This is a genomic window from Serinicoccus sp. JS2-9, assembly GCF_059025165.1.
On the sequence record NZ_CM180091.1, the window covers coordinates 2,183,682 to 2,201,058 of the forward strand.

Sequence of the window (17,377 nt, forward strand, 5' to 3'; positions counted from 1 at the left end):
CGGCTCGTGAAGGGTCGACGGCCGCCCACGCTGGAGGATGTGGCCGCTCGGGCGGGGGTCTCCCGCGCCACCGCGTCACGGGTGGTCAACCTCGACCCGCGGGTGCGGGAGGGGGCTCGCGAGGCGGTCACCGCAGCGGTCGCCGAGCTGGGCTACCGGCCGAACCGGGCGGCCCGATCACTCGTGGTGCGCGAGCCGGACTCGGTGGCCGTCGTGGTGCCCGAGAGCGACCAGCGGGTCTTCTCCGACCCGGTCATCATGAGCCTGTTGCGCGGCATCAGCACGGGCCTGGAGGAGTCGCCGCTGCAGATGGTGCTGGTCCTCGCCCGCTCGGATCGTGACACGGACCGTCTCGAGACCTGGCTGCGCGGTGGCCACACCGACGGGGCCATCGTGCTCAGCGCGCACCTGGACGACCGGGTGACCGCCGTCCTCAGAGCCCTCAGGCTGCCCACGGTCGTCATCGGCCGGCCACCCGGGGGCGACGGGCGGCTGCCCTACGTCGACCTCGACAACGTGAGTGGGGGACGCCTCGCGACCGAGCGATTGCTGGAGCGCGGCTGCCGCCGGATCGGCACCGTAGCCGGGCCGACCGACATGGCGGCCAGTCGCGACCGTCTCGCCGGATGGCGCTCCGCGCTGGCCGCGGCGGGCCGGCCGGACGACGCGGTCGAGCACGGCGACTTCTCGTCCGAGAGCGGACGGGTGGCGATGCGCCGGCTGCTGGCGGCCCACCCCGACCTGGACGGTGTCTTCGTCGCCTCCGACCTGATGGCCGCGGCCGGTGTGAGCGAGTTGCAGTCCTCGGGCCGATCGGTGCCGGGCGACATCGCCGTCGTCGGCTACGACGACTCCCCGGCGGCCCAGCTCACGCATCCCCGGCTGACCACGGTCGCGAACCCGGGCGACCGGCTCGCGGTCGAGGCCACGCGGATGCTGCGCGACCTCCTCGCCGGCGAGGAGGTCGCCTCACGGGTCCTCCCGACCCATCTCGTCGAGGGAGGGACGGCCTAGCGTGACCTGATCCGTCCTTCGCTCAACCCCGGCCGGGTGGCAACGCCGCAGGTCAGCGGGTATGTCAGTGCCTGGTGGTTGAGTCTTCTCATGGAGGCGATGGGCGGGCAGGAGCGGAACGGGCAGGACGTCTGGTGCCCTGAGACCGCGGTCGCCGAGCCCGTCGTCGAGGCCGGGGTGGATGGCGATGTCGTCGTGGATGGCGATGCCGACGTGGGTGAGCCGTTCGGTGGGGATCCGTGGGCGGGGTATGTGGATGTGGGGGCGTTGGGGCCGGGGGCGTATCGGGCGTTGATGGATGAGGTCGCCGCGTCCTACGAGGCGGGGCATGACCGGCCGGAGCAGGAACTCTCGGGTGGGGTGATCGCGGCGCGGCGGGGCCTGGGCCGGGCCTGGCTCACCCGGGATGAGGCGGTCACGGTCCTGGAGGAGGACCTGGTCGCCTCGGTCGAGGCGTTGGGTGAGGTGTCGACCCAGCTGGGTGCGGTGACGTTCACGATGGTCCGCGAAGCCCACGCACGGGGTGTGCACACGGCGTTGTCGTTGTCGTTGGTGGACTGGCTGCGGGCGAGGTGCCCGTGGACGTCGGTCCAGGAGGCGTCCCAGATCGCGGCGGTCGTGAAAGCGTCGACGAACCCGGCGATGGCCGCGATCGGGGACGCGGTCGCGGCGGGCACGGTCCCGGTGTACCGGGCCGCGCTGGTGGCCCGCACCATGACCCGACTGACGACGTCGCTGCAGGTCGATGAGTTGGGGGAGTACACGGCGATCGCGACCGCTGCGGCGGCGAACCGGGGCGTGTCGGACCGGGACCTGGCGAAGGTGTGCCACCGGCTGATCGAAGACCTGCTGGAGGGCAAGGCCCCGGGCGAGGCAGAGCGCACCGCGCACGAGCTGCGCCGCGTGTCGACCCGGACGATCGGGCGGGGGTCAGCGAGCTTGACGAGGTTCACGATCGACGCCCCCGCGGGGGCGGCGGCCACGATCACCGGGGTCCTGACTTCCGCGTTGGCGGCACCGGTGCCGGTCACTGACGGCCACGGGCACGTCGTGGAGGTGGATACCCGGTCGGCGGGGCAACGCCGCTTCGACGCGCTGGTCACGGTGATCGACCGGGGCCTGTCCAACCCGGGCGCTGGCCCCTCGACCGCCAGGGCGTCTGTGATGCTGCTGATCCCGTTCGACCCCCAAAAGGGTGCCCAGGGTGGGGGCCCGGCGTTCACCGCTGGAGGGGACTACGTCCCACCCCGCGCCGCCGCCCAGGCCGCGTGCACCGGGGACGTCACACCGGTATGGGTCTCGCCCGACGGGGAGCCGCTCGCGTTGGGGCGCACAGCGAGGTTCGCGTCCCCGGCGCAGTGGAAAGCCCTGACGGTGCGCGATGGTGGGTGCACGTTCCCCGGGTGCTCCGCGCTGCCGCAGTGGTGCGACTCCCACCACATCACCCATTGGGCCCGCGGCGGCGCCACGGACCTGACCAACCTCGCCCTCCTGTGCGGCAGGCACCACACCCACGTCCACCTGCACGACCTCACCGCGACCATCACCGGCGGCACCGTCACCTGGCACCTATGACCACCACGCCCCGAAGCCGACCCCACAGGGCCGGCCCCGCGGCACGCCCAGAGACGGTGTCAAGGAGGAGTTATCCGGACGTGAGGTCGGCCCGAATGCGGTCGAACAACTCGCCGGCCTCGAGCATGGCGGGGCCGTACCACGTGAGCAGCCGCCCGCTCACGAGCAACGTCGGGGTGCGGGTGAAGGCCTCGGGTCCGTCGTCGGGCGTGAAGGCATAGGGCTCATCCGGGAGCAGCACCAGGTCCGCTCCCGCGGCGTCCAGGTCGCTCAGCTCGACCTTCGGGTAGCGCTCCGGATGCTGCTCGTAGACGTTGGTCAGGCCCGCCCGGGCGAGCAGGTCGCCGGTGTAGGTCGCCGACCCGATCACCATCCACGGGTCGCGCCAGATCGGCACTGCGACCGTGCGGACGGGCGGCGCAGACCGCGGCGGGAAGGGGCGCAGACCGTCCGCCCCCTCGGGGCCGCCGCCGTCGAGGGGGATCAACCATCGGCCCTCGACCTCGTCGAGCCAGCCGGGTGCCTCCCAGCCGAGCACCTCGGTGAGGAGGGTGCGCAGCACGCGCAACGCGTCGTCCACGGACTCGATCACGCCGACCCAGACGGGTATGCCGTCGGCTCGCAGGCGCTGGACGTCGAGCTCGCGGTTCTCCTCCTGCACGCAGACGACGAGCTCCGGAGACAGGGACGCGATCGCGGAGCGGTTCGGGTTCTTGGTACCGCGCACGCGTGGGACGTCGAGGTCCGGCGGGTGGGTGCACCAGTCGGTGGCCCCCACGATCGCCTCGCGCCGGGTCGCCGCCAGCGCCTCGGTGAGCGAGGGCACCAGCGAGACGACCCGGGTGACCGGACCGTCCGGGAGGACGATCTCGTCGCCGAGATCGTCACGGATCCGCCTCATGCGGAGCCCAGCGTGGCCCCGTCCTCGACGCGGCCGCCCTCGTCGCCGAGGTGCGCCGCCCCGTCGACCACGACGTCGGCACCGAAGACCCAGTCGCCCTCGACCTGCAGCCGGGTCGCGCGCTCCAGCGAGGGGACGCCGGCCGGGAAGCGCGCGTCGAAGTCGCCGATCATGCCGTAGTGCGCCTTGGTGAGGTCCACGATCGGCGCGGGATCCACCGTCCGGCGCAGGCGGTAGGTCGTGTCGTCCACGGCATACACGTCCGAGCGCAGCAGGAGCAGCTCGTTGGTGGTCTTGACCGGCACGAAGCGCTCCCGCGTCACGCCGATGGCCACGGCGTCGTCGAAGAGCTCGATGGCCCCGCCCATCGCCGACTCGATCTGGATGACGGCGGTGGAGGCCTTGTCGGTGGGGTCCACGGTCTTGGCGTTGCGGATCAGGGGCAGCTCGAGCACCCCGTCGCGCTCGGCCAGCATGGCGCGCAGCCGCTCGAGGTCGAACCAGAGATTGTTGGTGTTGACGTAGGGGTGCTTGTCGGCGTCCATGAAGTGGACCATCTCCTCCTCCGCCGTCTGCGCGGTGTCGCGCAGGACGAGACGGCCGTCGGCGGTGCGGCGCACCAGGTGGCCACCCTTCTTGTCCATCTCGGTCCGGGGACAGACCTCGGCGGCGTAACCCGCGCCGCTCGCCGCGAACCACGCCGCCAGCCGCCCGTCCGGCACCGCGCCCAGGTTGTCCACGTTGGAGATGAAGGCATACCGGAAGCCGTGCTCCAGTAGCTGGTCGAGCAGCCCGCTGGCCAGCAGCGACGGGTAGAGGTCACCGTGGCCCGGGGGGCACCACTCCAGTCGGGGGTCGGCCTCCCACGTCACCGGGGCGAGGTCGTCGGCGCGCAGCTTGGGCTCCTGGCTCTGCAGGAAGTCCAGCGGGAGCTCGCCGACGGGCAGCTCGGGATAGCGCTCGAGCACCTCGAGGGTCGCGTCCTGGGTGGAGAAGCTGTCCATGAAGACGAGCGGGAGGCGCACGGCATACCGCTCCCGCAGCGCCAGCACCTGGCGCACCGTGATGTCCAGGAAGGTCAGGTCGTCACGCACGGGCAACAGGGACTTCGGCCCCGCGAGGCCCATCGAGGTGCCGAGCCCCCCGTTGAGCGTGATGACCGCGGTCCGGTCCAGCGCCGCACGCGCCTCCTCCTCGGAGACCTCGACGTCCTCGAGGAGGACGGCGGGGAGGGCGGGTTCGACGTCCGCCTCCGCGATGAGCCCCGTCGCTCCCGCGGCGAGGTTGTCGTAGTGCCGGGCGAAGGTGTCCCGGGCGGGCTGGCTCACGCCGGCCTGCTGCATACGGTCGAGGGCCTGCTCACGTCCCCTGGAGGTCATGGACCCAACCTATCGAGAGCAGCGCACCCTCGGGACATCAGCCGGTCCGGCCGGGCACCGGGAAGAGCACGGGCGTGGAGCGCTTGTAGGCCTCGTAGTCCTCCTGTCCGCCCCACCGCTCGTCGGCGCGGCGCTCCAGGGCTGGGACCCCGCTCGCGAAGCGGAGCTGGAGGTAGATGAGGACGGGGGAGAGGAGCAGGGCGCACTGCCACCCGGAGAGGACGGGGGCCGCGACGAGCGCGACGCCCAGCCACAGCAGGATCTCGCCCACGTAGTTGGGGTGGCGCGACCAGGACCACAGACCGGTGGAGATGAAGTCGCCCTCGTGAGCCGGGTCGGCCCGGAAGGCAGCCTTCTGCCCGTCCGCCACCGCCTCGACCGCGAACCCGGCGACCCACACGACGATGCCGATCACGCCGACGACGCCCAGCCCCTGCTTCGTGGTCGAGGTGATGGCGGCGTAGGCGGCCCCCGCGGTGAAGGTGACCCACAGCGCCTGCATCGTCCACACGAGCAGGAAGCGCGACCAGCTCTGCTTGAGCTCGTCGAAGCGGCCGTCCTTGCCGGCCCGCAGGATCCGGCGGAAGAGGAAGTTGCCGAGGCGCAGCGCCCAGAGCAGCACCATCGCGCCGAGGATCCAGGTCCGGGCGTCCCGGTCGTCGGTGAGAGCCAGCGCGAGCACCGTGAGCAGGCAGAAGGTGATGGACCCGGTGAGGTCGAAGAAGCGCTCGGTCTGCGCCAAGTAGGACGGCACGTAGACCGCCCAGTTGAGCACGTAGGCCACGAGGAGGAGCAGGACCATGAGCGGCATACCAGCCGCGAGGCGCTGGCCGCCGTCGGACCCGGCCAGGGCCAGCAAGGCACCAGCGAAGGCGACGGCCAGGACGAGGAGACAGCTCTTCACCGCGACGAGCCTACGGACGACCACGGGTGCGTGTGCGGTGGAGGTGCCCCGTTGACGGGCGCGTCAACCTCACCCGGGAAGTCCACTACCATCGGGAGAGAGCCCAGCCACTCGACGAGGAGACGCACGGTGAAGAACGACGCGGACCGAGCCCAGGACCCTGCCACCTCCGCCGACACCCGGAGCGAGAAGCCGGCGCTGCGCACCCCCAAGCACCCGGTCCGGATCGTCACCGCGGCCAGCCTCTTCGACGGCCACGACGCCTCGATCAACATCATGCGCCGGATCATGCAGAGCCAGGGGGCCGAGGTCGTGCACCTGGGTCACAACCGCTCGGTGGCCGAGGTCGTCGACGCCGTGCTCGACGAGGACGCCAGCGGGGTGGCGGTGTCGTCCTACCAGGGCGGCCACGTGGAGTACTTCGAGTACCTCGTCGACCAGCTGCGCGAGGCGGGTGCCGGGCACGTCGCGGTCGTCGGTGGTGGCGGTGGCGTCATCGTCGAGGAGGAGATCGCCCGGCTGCGCGAGGCCGGCGTCACGATCTTCTCCCCGGAGGACGGACAACGGCTGGGCCTCCCGGGGATGATCAACCAGGTCATCATGGAGTGCGACCAGGACCTGTGGGAGGTCGCCCCGGCGCAGGTGGACGACGTGCTCGCAGGGGAGCGGACCGCGATCTCCCGCGCCATCACCGGCGCCGAGCTCGGCTCGCTGCCCGAGGCGGACCGCCAGCGGTATGCCGAGGCGGCGCGGGAGCGCGGCGCGAGCACCCCCGTGCTCGGGATCACCGGCACGGGTGGGTCGGGCAAGAGCTCGCTCACCGACGAGCTGGTGCGTCGGATCAGGGTCGACCAGGGCGACCGGCTGCGGGTGGCGGTCGTGGCGATCGACCCCACGCGGCGCAAGGGCGGCGGCGCCCTCCTCGGTGACCGGATCCGGATGAACTCCCTCGGCCAGGGGCCGGGAGGCGCCGGCCAGGACGGGGACGGATCCGGGGGTGCACGGGGCGCGGAGACCCCCGTGGGTGTGCTGTTCCGGTCCATGGCCACCCGCGGCGACAAGGAGGTGCCGGAGGCGCTCCCGGTCGCCCTCGACATCCTCAAGGCGGCCGGCTTCGACCTCATCGTCGTCGAGACGCCCGGTATCGGGCAGGGTGACGCCGGGATCGTGCCCTACGTCGACACCTCGCTCTACGTCATGACCCCGGAGTTCGGCGCCGCGAGCCAGCTGGAGAAGATCGACATGCTCGACTTCGCGGACGTCGTGGCGATCAACAAGTTCGAGCGCCGCGGCGCCATGGATGCGCTGCGCGACGTCGGTCGCCAGCTGGTGCGCAACAGGGAGGCCTTCGGCAAGAAGCCGGAGGACATGCCGGTCTTCGGCACCTCGGCCGCGACCTTCAACGACGACGGGGTGACGGCGCTCTACCAGCACCTGCGAGACCTGCTGCGGGAGAAGGGACTTCAGGTCGAGGAAGGCACGCTGCCCGCGGTCGACGTGCAGCACAGCTCGATGATCCGGCAGGTCGTGCCGCCGAAGCGTGTCCGCTACCTCGCCGAGATCGCCGACACCATCCGGGGCTACCACGACGACACCGAGAGGTATGCCCTCGCCGCCCGCCGAGTCGAACGCCTCGCTGCCGTCGACGACGAGTTGGCAGCAGCCGGGAAGACCGACCACGGCGTGGACGAGCTCCTCGCCGCGGCCCGCAAGGACGTGCCCACCGAGGTCGAGGAGCTCATCGAGGGCTGGCCCGCGCGGGTGGAGGCGTACTCCGGCGACGAGCAGGTGGTCACGGTGCGGGATCGAGAGATCCACACGACCCTGACCAAGGAGTCGCTGAGCGGGAACCGCATACCCCGGGTGGCGCTGCCGACCTATGACGAGGTCGGTGCGCTGGTCCGCTTCTGGCGCGGGGAAAACCTCCCTGGCTTCTTCCCCTACACCGCCGGCGTCTTCCCCTTCAAGCGGGACAACGAGGACCCGGCGCGAATGTTCGCCGGCGAGGGAGACCCGTTCCGGACCAACCGACGGTTCAAGCTGCTCTCCGAGGGCCAGCCCGCGACGCGCCTGTCCACCGCCTTCGACTCGGTGACGCTCTACGGCCAGGACCCGGCGCAGCGCCCGGACATCTACGGCAAGGTCGGCACCTCCGGTGTCTCCATCGCCACCCTCGACGACATGAAGGCGCTCTACGACGGCTTCGACCTCGTCGACCCGACGACGTCGGTGTCGATGACGATCAACGGCCCCGCCCCCACCGTCCTGGCCTTCTTCCTCAACACCGCTATCGACCAGCAGCTCGAAGCCTTCCGGCAGCGCGAGGGGCGGGAGCCGTCCGGTGCCGAGGAGGAGGAGCTGCGGGCCTATGCGCTGCAGAACGTCCGCGGCACGGTGCAGGCTGACATCCTCAAGGAGGACCAGGGCCAGAACACCTGCCTGTTCACCACCGAGTTCTCGCTACGCATGATGGGCGACATCCAGCAGTGGTTCATCGACGAGGGCGTCCGCAACTTCTACTCGGTGTCCATCTCCGGCTATCACATCGCCGAGGCCGGCGCGAACCCCATCAGCCAGCTGGCTTTCACCCTGGCCAACGGCTTCACCTATGTCGAGTCCTATCTCGCCCGCGGGATGGACATCAACGCGTTCGCGCCCAACCTGTCCTTCTTCTTCTCCAACGGGATGGACGTCGAGTACTCCGTCATCGGACGCGTCGCGCGGCGCATCTGGGCGGTCGCCATGCGGGAGAAGTACGGCGCCAACGAGCGCAGCCAGAAGCTGAAGTACCACGTCCAGACCTCGGGCCGCTCGCTGCACGCGCAGGAGATGGACTTCAACGACATCCGGACCACGCTGCAGGCGCTCATCGCGATCTACGACAACGCGAACTCACTGCATACCAACGCCTACGACGAGGCCGTCACCACGCCGAGCGGTGAGTCGGTGCGCCGGGCCCTGGCGATCCAGCTCATCATCAACAAGGAGTGGGGCCTGGCGATGAACGAGAACCCCAACCAGGGGTCGTTCATCATCGAGCAGCTCACCGACCTCGTCGAGGAGGCGGTGCTCGCGGAGTTCGACCGGATCAGCGAGCGCGGCGGTGTGCTGGGCGCCATGGAGACTGGCTACCAGCGCGGCAAGATCCAGGACGAGTCGTTGCTCTACGAGCACCGCAAGCACGACGGGTCGCTGCCGATCATCGGGGTCAACACCTTCCGCCGGCCCGAGGAGGAGCGGGAGGACGTCGAGGTGGAGCTGGCGCGCGCGACGGAGAGCGAGAAGCAGTCGCAGCTGGAGAGGGTGCAGGCCTACCAGGAGGCGCACGCCGACGAGGCGCAGGAGGCGCTGGCCCGGCTCAAGGAGGCCGCGATGGCCGACACCAACGTCTTCGAGGTCCTCATGGAGGCCGCGCGGGTGTGCTCGCTCGGCCAGATCACCGAGGCGTTCTTCGAGGTGGGCGGGCAGTACCGCCGCAACGTCTGACGCCCTCTCACCGTCCACGGTGGGAGGGTGGGTCGCGGGTATGCCGTGCCCGCCGGCGTGCACAACGGCCCGTGCGATGCGTTTCCGTGCAGGTCGGGCGGCGATGTGCACGCCGGTAGGTCCGGCTGGACCCTCAGCGGCGCCGGCCGGAGCCGCTGGAGGTGCTGAAGGCCACGATCGAGCCGCCGGACGAGGCGCCCCCGCGCGAGCCGCCCTGGGAGCGTCGCCCCTGCCCCTGGCCGCGGGACTGACCGCCCTGGCCCCGGGACTGGCCGCCCTGGGAACGGCCCTGGCCGCCCTGGCCGACCTGGCCCTGGGACCGGCCCCGGCCGCCCTGGGAACGGGACTGCCCGCCCTGACGCTGACCCGAGCCGCGACCGGACCCACCCTGACCGGAGCGGCCCTGGCTGTTGCGCTGCTGGCCGCCGCCCTGGCCCTGGCCGCCCTGGCCCTGCTGCTGACCAGGGGCGGTGAGCACCAGGCCGCCCGGCACGAGCGTGCGCTCGCCGGGCGCGAGCTCGGCCAGGATCGGGTGCGAGGCGTGCGCCTTGGTGGTCCGGGGCTTGATCCCGGCGGCGCGGGTGAGGGAGCGCACGTCGCGGACCTGCTCGTCGGTCATGAGGGTCACGACGGTCCCGGCGGCACCGGCGCGGGCGGTGCGGCCCGAGCGGTGCAGGTAGGCCTTGTGCTCGACCGGAGGGTCTGCGTGCACGACGAGCGCGACGTCGTCGACGTGAATGCCGCGGGCCGCGATGTCGGTGGCGACGAGAGTGCTCGCGCGACCGGAGTGGAAGGCGTCGAGGTTGCGGGTCCGGGCGTTCTGCGCCAGGTTGCCGTGCAGCTCCACGGCGGGCACGCCTTCGCGGTTGAGCTGCTTGGCGAGCTTCTTGGCACCGTGCTTGGTGCGGGTGAAGACGACCTTGCGCCCCGGCGCGGACCCGAGGTCGGCCAGCACCGCGAGCCGGTCGGCGGCGTCGATGTGCAGCACGTGGTGCTCCATCGCGGCGACCGGCGACTGCGCCGAGTCGGCGTGGTGCGTCACGGGGTCGTGCAGGTAGCGCTTGGCGATGACGTCGACGCCGGAGTCGAGGGTGGCCGAGAAGAGCATCTTCTGCCCCCGCCGCGGCGTGCGGTCCAGGAGCCGCTTGACGACCGGCAGGAAGCCGAGGTCGGCCATGTGGTCGGCCTCGTCGAGCACGGTGACCTCCGCCTGCGAGAGATCGGCGTGGCCCTGGCCCAGGAGGTCTTCCAGGCGGCCGGGGCAGGCGACGAGCACGTCGACGCCCTGCTGCAGCGCCCGCACCTGCGGGTTCTGCCCGACGCCGCCGAAGACGGTGACGTGGGACAGCCCGGCCGCGGCCGCGAGCGGCTCGAGCGAAGCGGCGATCTGGCCGGCGAGCTCACGCGTCGGGGCCAGGATGAGGGCCCGGGGCGCACGCCCGCGGCGCCGCGCGGCGGCCGGGTCCGCCAGGAGGCGGGTCACCAGCGGCAGCAGGAAGGCGTAGGTCTTGCCCGAGCCGGTGCGGCCCCGGCCGAGGACGTCGCGTCCTGCGAGCGAGTCCGGAAGGGTGGCGGCCTGGATCGGGGTGGGGAAGGTGATGCCGCGCTCGGCGAGCACGGCGGTCAGGACGGTGGGCACGCCGAGGTCGGCGAAGGAAGAGGTCACAGAGTTCTTTCGAGACGTATGCGGTGTCTCACCCGGCGCGCTGGCGTCATGGGCGGCGCGACCTTGGTCGGGGGCAGCTCACGAGGTGCGGGCTGCGGGGGAACGGACGGTCCGAGGTGAGACGGTGCGGAACGCCGTGGGTCTCAGTCTACCCGATCCGGTCACGCGTCGGTTCCTGACCTGCGGCGTCGATCCTCGCTAGGGTGGGCGCACCCCGGACCCGCGATGCGAGGAGACCCATGCGCAGCCTCTACGTCGACGGCACCTGGCGGGACTCCGCCTCGAGCCGCACCCGAGAGATCACCTGCCCCGCGGACCGGGAGGTCGTCGCCACGGTCGCCGAGGCCGACGCCACCGACGCCGAGGCCGCGATCGCCGCCGCCCGGGCGGCCTTCGACGCGGGGCCCTGGCCGCATACCTCGACCCCGGAGCGTGCCGCCGTCGTCCGCGGCGTGGCGGACCTGCTCGAGGCCGAGCTGGAGGACGTCGCCCGGCTGGAGTCGCTCGACACCGGCAAGCGGATCGCCGAGTCCCGGATCGACATGCAGGACGTCATCGCCGTCTTCCGCCACTTCGCCGACGTCGTGCAGGGCGAGGCCGGGCGGGTCGTGGACACCGGCACCCCGACGGTCTCCTCGCGCGTCGTCCACGAGCCCGTCGGGGTCTGCTCCCTCATCACGCCGTGGAACTTCCCGCTCCTGCAGACCTCCTGGAAGGTCGCCCCGGCGCTCGCGGCGGGCAACACCTTCGTGCTCAAGCCGAGCGAGCTCACCCCCCAGACCGCGATCTGGCTCCTGGGCGCGCTCGAGCGGGTCGGACTCCCGGCCGGCGTCGGCAACCTCGTCACCGGCACGGGCGCCGACGTCGGCCCCACCCTCACCAGCCACCCGGACGTCGACCTCGTGTCCTTCACCGGGGGCGTGGTCACCGGCCGCACGATCATGGCGGCCGCCGCGCCCACCGTGAAGCGCGTCGCGCTGGAGCTCGGCGGCAAGAACCCCAACGTCGTCTTCGCCGACGCCGACCTGCCCGCGGCGATCGACAACGCGCTCACCGCGATCTTCCTGGACTCGGGCCAGGTCTGCTCCGCCGGTGCCCGGCTCGTCGTCGAGGAGAGCGTGCACGACGAGGTGGTCGACGAGCTGGTCCGGCGCGCCGAGCAGATCCGGATGGGCGGGCCGTTCGACGAGCGCGCCGAGACCGGGCCGCTCATCAGCGACGCACACCGCGCCAAGGTCGAGGCCTACGTCGCGGCCGCCGTCGAGGAGGGCGCCGTCCTGCGCTGCGGGGGCCAGGTCCCCGGCGGCCCGCTCGCGGTCGGGTGCTACTACCCGCCGACGATCCTCGACGACTGCTCCACGGGTATGACGTGCGTCCAGGACGAGTCCTTCGGCCCGGTGCTCACGGTGGAGACGTTCGCGGGGGAGACGCGGGACGCCGCCGAGGACGCCGCGGTGGCGATCGCCAACGACACGATCTACGGGCTGGCCGGCGCCGTCTGGACGCAGCACGCCGGCCGGGCCGAGCGGGTGGCGCGGCGGCTGCGGCACGGCACCATCTGGATCAACGATTACCACCCCTACGTGCCGCAGGCCGAGTGGGGCGGGATGAAGCAGTCCGGCATCGGCCGCGAGCTGGGCCGGGCGGGCCTGCACGAATACGTCGAGACCAAGCACATCTGGCACAACACCCGCCCCGCCCCCGCGGCGTGGTTCGGCGACGAACCCGGCAGCCCCGACGCCGCCGACACCCCGGACACCCCCGAGGAGCAGCGATGAGGACACGCTACGACTACGTCATCGTGGGCGGTGGCTCGGCGGGCTCGGCGCTGGCCAACCGGCTCTCCGCCGACGCGTCCACGACCGTCCTCGTCCTCGAGGCGGGGCGGGCGGACGTCCTGCTCGACCCGCTCATCCATATGCCCGCGGCACTGATGTTCCCCTCCGGCAACCCGCTCTACGACTGGGCCTACCAGACCGACCCGGAGCCGCACATGGACGGTCGCCGGGTGCCGCACGCCCGCGGCAAGGTGCTCGGCGGCTCCTCCTCGATCAACGGCATGATCTTCCAGCGGGGGAACGCCGGTGACTACGAGACCTGGGCCGGATTCGAGGGCATGGAGCACTGGGACTACGCCCACTGCCTGCCCTACTTCAAGCGGATGGAGACCTGCCTGGCCGGGTCCGACGCCTGGCGCGGCGGCTCCGGTCCCCTCAAGCTCGAGCGCGGGCCGGCCTCCAGCCCGCTCTTCCAGGCCTTCTTCGAGGCCACGACCCAGGCGGGCTACACGCGCACCGACGACGTCAACGGCTACCGCCAGGAGGGCTTCGCGCCCTTCGACCGCAACGTCTTCCGCGGGAGTCGGCTGTCCGCGTCCCGGGCCTACCTCCGCCCCGTGCGCGACCGCCCCAACCTCGACATCACCACGCTCGCGATGGTCACCGGGCTGCGGTGGCAGGGCACCCGGGTGACGGGGGTGGACTTCGCCCGCGCGCCGGGGCGGCGACGGCATACCGTCGAGGCGGGCGAGGTGATCCTGTGCGGTGGCGCCTTCAACAGCCCGCAGCTGCTGCAGCTGTCCGGCGTCGGCGACCCCGAGGTGCTGCGCGCCGCCGGGGTGGAGCCGCGGGTCGCCCTGCCCGGGGTGGGGGAGAACCTGCAGGATCACCTCGAGGTCTACCTGCAGCACACCAGCCTGCAACCGGTCTCGATCGCGCCGTGGCTGAAGAAGTGGAAGGCACCCTGGATCGGCGCGCAGTGGCTCTTCCTCGACAGCGGTGTCGGGGCGAGCAACCACTTCGAGGCCGGCGGCTTCATCCGCACCAACGACGAGGTCGCCTACCCCAACCTCATGTTCCACTTCCTGCCCATCGCGGTGCGCTACGACGGCACCGCTCCGGAGGGCAAGCACGGCTACCAGGTGCACATCGGTCCGATGAACTCCGACGTGCGCGGCCGGGTCCGGATCACCGACGCCGACCCCTTCCACCACCCGTCCATCCTCTTCAACTACCTCTCCACCGAGCGTGACCGGCGGGAGTGGGTGGAGGTGATCCGGGCCGCCCGGCACATCCTCGCCCAGCCCGCCTTCGCCGCCTTCGACGGCGGGGAGATCTCGCCCGGGCCGGGTGTCGAGACCGACGAGGAGATCATCGACTGGGTGGCGCAGGACGCCGAGACCGCGCTGCACCCGTCGTGCTCGGCGCGGATGGGCAGCGCGCGCGACGAGCTGGCCGTCGTCGACCCCTCCTCGATGCGGGTGCACGGCACCGAGGGGCTGCGCGTCGTGGACGCCTCGGTCTTCCCGACGATCACCAACGGCAACATCTACGCCCCCGTGATGATGGTGGCTGAGAAGGCCGCCGACCTCATCGCGGGCAACACCCCGCTGGCGCCCGAGCACCCGCCCGTCTTCCGGGCCGGTGCCGGTATGCCGCTCTACCCGCCGGGCGATCCCCGCAACGAGGCGTGGGACACCCGGGAGGAGGTGCCGAGCGCCCAGCGCGCGATGGCGCCGCACGAGGAGGATCTGTCATGAGCGCCACGCCCGCCGCCTCCGACTCCGCCGAGGAGACGGTCCGCCCGCCCTCCGAGCCGCGCACCAAGTGGACCGTGCTGGCGGTCTCCGGCGCCATCACCGTCGCCGTGGCGCTGTGGGCGCTCATCGCGCCGGAGCAGTCGGCCTCCGCGCTCGGCGTGGTCGTCGGCTGGACCTCGGAGTGGTTCGGGTGGTTCTACATCGCGCTGGCCACGGCCATCCTCGTCTTCGTCCTCTACCTCGGGGTCCGCCACTCCCGGGTCCGGCTCGGTCAGGACGACGACCGACCGGAGTTCTCCACCTTCGCCTGGGCCTCCATGCTCTTCGCGGCGGGGATCGGCACCGACGTCATGTTCTATGCCGTCGCGGAGCCGGCCTCGCAGTACCTCTACCCGCCCCAGGGCGAGGGCGGCACCGTCGAGGCCGCGCGCGAGGCAACGGTGTGGACGCTGTTCCACTACGGCATCACCGGCTGGGGGATGTATGCCCTCATGGGCATCGCGCTCGGCTACTACGCCCACCGGCTGGGCCTGCCGCTGGCGGTGCGCTCAACCCTGTACCCCCTCATCGGCAAGCGGGTGAAGGGTCCGATCGGTGACGCCGTGGACGTGGCGACGGTCATCGGCACCATCTTCGGCGTCGCCACCTCGCTGGGCATCGGCGTCGTCATGCTCAACGTCGGGCTGGGCGTGCTCTTCGGGGTGCCCCAGGGCATACCCGCGCAGATCGGCCTGGTCGTCCTGGCGATCGTCGTCGCCACCGTCTCTGCGACCACCGGGGTCGACCGCGGCATCCGCATCCTCAGCCAGCTCAACGTGCTGCTCGCCATCGCCCTCGCCGGCTGGGTGCTCATCACCGGCGAGACCGCCTTCCTGCTGCGCGGCATGATGATGAACGTCGGCGACTTCGTCTCGATGTTCCCCGGGATGACCCTGGACACGATGGCCTTCGACTACCCGGCCGAGTGGATGGGCTTCTGGACCCTCTTCTTCTGGGCCTGGTGGATCGCCTGGGCTTCCTTCGTCGGGATGTTCCTGGCCCGCATCTCCAAGGGACGGACCATCGGCCAGTTCGTCCTCGGCACGATGACCATCCCGTTCAGCTACATCGTCATGTGGGTCACGATCTTCGGCAACAGCGCGGTGAAGCAGATCGCGGACGGCGACACGGCCTTCGGCGAGGCGGCGGTCAACACGCCGGAGGAGGGCTTCTTCGCGCTGCTGCAGCAGTATCCGCTGGCCCTGGCCGTGGTGGCCCTCGCGACCTTCGTGGGGCTCCTCTTCTACGTCACCTCGGCGGACTCCGGCGCGCTGGTCATGGCCAACCTCTCCTCCGAGCTGCCACACGGCGACGACGACGCCCGGCCCTGGCTGCGGATCCTGTGGTCGGTCGCCACGGGTGTCCTCACGATCGCGATGCTCCTCGTCGGCGGGATCCCGGCGCTGCAGAGCGCAACGATCATCATGGGCCTGCCCTTCGCCTTCGTCATCATCGCCGTCATGGTCGGGTTGCACCGCGCGCTGGAGTCGGAGCGGGCACGCGAGGGCGCCCTGCAGAGCTCGCTGACCTCCTCGCTGGTCGGCCGGGAGTCCTCCGGGGTGCCGTGGCGGCTGCGCCTGGCCCGGACCTTCGGCACCGTCTCGGTCCAGCAGGCGCAGGAGCGGATGCGGCAGGTGGTGGTGCCCGCGCTGGAGTCGGTCCGGGAGGCCCTCGCCGAGCAGGACGTGGTCGCCGAGGTCGAGCTCGGCGAGCCCGACACCGGGTCCCGGATCGTGCAGACGGCGACGCTGCGGGTCGCCTCCGACGCCGGGGACTTCCGCTATCCGGTCCAGATCCGGCGCGCCCCGGCGCCGGCCTTCGGCACTCGGCGGCTGGATGCGCAGGATCTCACCACGCGCCTCGAGGTGGCTCAACCGATCGCTGGTGGCTACGACCTCATGGGCTACGACGTCGACGACGTGTGCCACGACGTCCTCGACCACTACGAGCGCTGGGCCGCGAGCTCGGCGATCGTCGCGGACGGGCGGTGAGCGGCGGCGGGGTCGTCCGGGTCGAGCGTGCCGGGCTCACCTTCGGGGCGTTCGCCGGGGGCAGGAGCGACGGGCCTCCGGTCGTGCTGCTGCACGGCTTCCCGCAGGACGCGAGCGCCTGGCACCGCGTCGCCCCGCTGCTGCACGAGCAGGGCCTGCGCACCTACGCCCTCCAGCAGCGGGGGTATGCCGACGGCGCCCGCCCGCAGGAGGTGGCGGCATACCGGATGGGCGAGCTGGTCGGCGACGTGCTCGCGCTGCTGGACCACCTCGGGCTGGACCGGGCGCACGTTGTCGGGCACGACTGGGGTGGAGCCGTCGCCTGGGCGGTCGCGGCCTGGCACCCGGACCGGGTCGCTGCGCTCACCGTGCTGTCCACGCCGCACCCGGCGGCGCTGCGGCACGCGGTCCGGCACGGTGACCAGGGCCGGCGCAGCTGGTACGTCGGGGCCTTCCAGCTGCCCGTCCTTCCCGAGGTCGCGATGGCCCGGATGCTGCGTCGCGGCGGGCTGACGCGCACCGGTCTGCGGCGCCAGGACGCGGATCGGTATGCCCGTCGCCTCGGCTCACGGGAGCGGTTGCGAGGTCCGATCCACTGGTACCGCGCCGCCGCCCGACCCGGCGACACCCCGCCGGTCGGCACGGTGCGCGTCCCCACGACCTACGTGTGGGGGAGCCGCGACCCGTTCCTGGGTCGGGACGCCGCCGAACGCACCGGTGAGCACGTGCGCGCCGAGGCCGGCGCGGGCGAGGGCTACCGCTTCGTCGAGCTGGCGGCCGGGCACTGGCTCCCCGAGAAGCGACCGGTCGAGGTGGCCGAGGAGATCATCCGCCGCAGCTGAGATGCGACGGGCTGTGGACGGGGCGGCAGGCCTGTCGGTCCG

General features: G+C 71.9%; 11 protein-coding genes. 7 read left to right on the forward strand and 4 right to left on the reverse strand.

The genetic code is table 11. From position 1 onward, the window contains the following. Window positions 1-6 precede the first annotated feature (6 nt). Both AC5PYY_RS10555 and AC5PYY_RS10560 read left to right on the forward strand, forming a co-directional pair. Window positions 7-1,014: a LacI family DNA-binding transcriptional regulator gene (locus AC5PYY_RS10555; protein ID WP_493896770.1), complete on the forward strand. Its 1,008-nt coding sequence runs from the start codon at window positions 7-9 to the stop codon at window positions 1,012-1,014. A gap of 36 nt (window positions 1,015-1,050) precedes the next feature. Further along, complete coding sequence (locus tag AC5PYY_RS10560) at window positions 1,051-2,589, forward strand: HNH endonuclease signature motif containing protein (protein ID WP_493896771.1); 1,539 nt, start codon at window positions 1,051-1,053, stop codon at window positions 2,587-2,589. A 70-nt stretch (window positions 2,590-2,659) separates the two neighbouring features. Here the strand turns inward: AC5PYY_RS10560 and AC5PYY_RS10565 are convergent, their stop codons facing one another. From AC5PYY_RS10565 to AC5PYY_RS10575, 3 genes are read right to left on the reverse strand one after another with little or no spacing between them, the layout of a single operon-like run. After that, window positions 2,660-3,490, reverse strand: coding sequence for a helical backbone metal receptor (locus tag AC5PYY_RS10565; RefSeq protein ID WP_493896772.1), 831 nt, complete (start codon window positions 3,488-3,490; stop codon window positions 2,660-2,662). Continuing rightward, entirely contained in the window at window positions 3,487-4,869 is a 1,383-nt protein-coding gene (locus AC5PYY_RS10570; protein WP_493896773.1) for a UTP--glucose-1-phosphate uridylyltransferase, read from the reverse strand. The genes AC5PYY_RS10565 and AC5PYY_RS10570 overlap by 4 nt, the downstream gene beginning before the upstream one ends. A gap of 37 nt (window positions 4,870-4,906) precedes the next feature. Then, on the reverse strand, window positions 4,907-5,773 hold the full coding sequence (locus AC5PYY_RS10575) for a DUF1295 domain-containing protein (RefSeq protein WP_493896774.1): 867 nt from the start codon (window positions 5,771-5,773) through the stop codon (window positions 4,907-4,909). 129 nt (window positions 5,774-5,902) lie between these two features. On the opposite strand from AC5PYY_RS10575, the gene icmF reads away from it, so the two are divergent. Beyond that, complete coding sequence (gene icmF / locus AC5PYY_RS10580) at window positions 5,903-9,259, forward strand: fused isobutyryl-CoA mutase/GTPase IcmF (RefSeq protein WP_493896775.1); 3,357 nt, start codon at window positions 5,903-5,905, stop codon at window positions 9,257-9,259. A gap of 133 nt (window positions 9,260-9,392) precedes the next feature. Here the strand turns inward: icmF and AC5PYY_RS10585 are convergent, their stop codons facing one another. Beyond that, on the reverse strand, window positions 9,393-10,925 hold the full coding sequence (locus tag AC5PYY_RS10585; RefSeq protein WP_493896776.1) for a DEAD/DEAH box helicase: 1,533 nt from the start codon (window positions 10,923-10,925) through the stop codon (window positions 9,393-9,395). Between the two features lie 239 nt (window positions 10,926-11,164). On the opposite strand from AC5PYY_RS10585, the gene AC5PYY_RS10590 reads away from it, so the two are divergent. From AC5PYY_RS10590 to AC5PYY_RS10605, 4 genes are read left to right on the forward strand one after another with little or no spacing between them, the layout of a single operon-like run. Further along, window positions 11,165-12,703 carry an aldehyde dehydrogenase family protein gene (locus AC5PYY_RS10590; protein WP_493896777.1) on the forward strand — a complete coding sequence of 513 codons (1,539 nt, stop codon included), beginning with the start codon at window positions 11,165-11,167 and terminating at the stop codon, window positions 12,701-12,703. After that, the gene (betA, locus tag AC5PYY_RS10595; RefSeq protein WP_493896778.1) at window positions 12,700-14,463 is read left to right on the forward strand and encodes a choline dehydrogenase; all 1,764 of its coding nucleotides are present in this window, start codon (window positions 12,700-12,702) and stop codon (window positions 14,461-14,463) included. Before AC5PYY_RS10590 ends, betA begins: the two co-directional genes overlap by 4 nt. After that, window positions 14,460-16,493, forward strand: a complete 2,034-nt coding sequence (gene betT / locus AC5PYY_RS10600; protein ID WP_493896779.1) for a choline BCCT transporter BetT — start codon at window positions 14,460-14,462, stop codon at window positions 16,491-16,493. The genes betA and betT overlap by 4 nt, the downstream gene beginning before the upstream one ends. Beyond that, window positions 16,490-17,335, forward strand: coding sequence for an alpha/beta fold hydrolase (locus AC5PYY_RS10605; RefSeq protein ID WP_493896780.1), 846 nt, complete (start codon window positions 16,490-16,492; stop codon window positions 17,333-17,335). Before betT ends, AC5PYY_RS10605 begins: the two co-directional genes overlap by 4 nt. Window positions 17,336-17,377 lie beyond the last annotated feature (42 nt).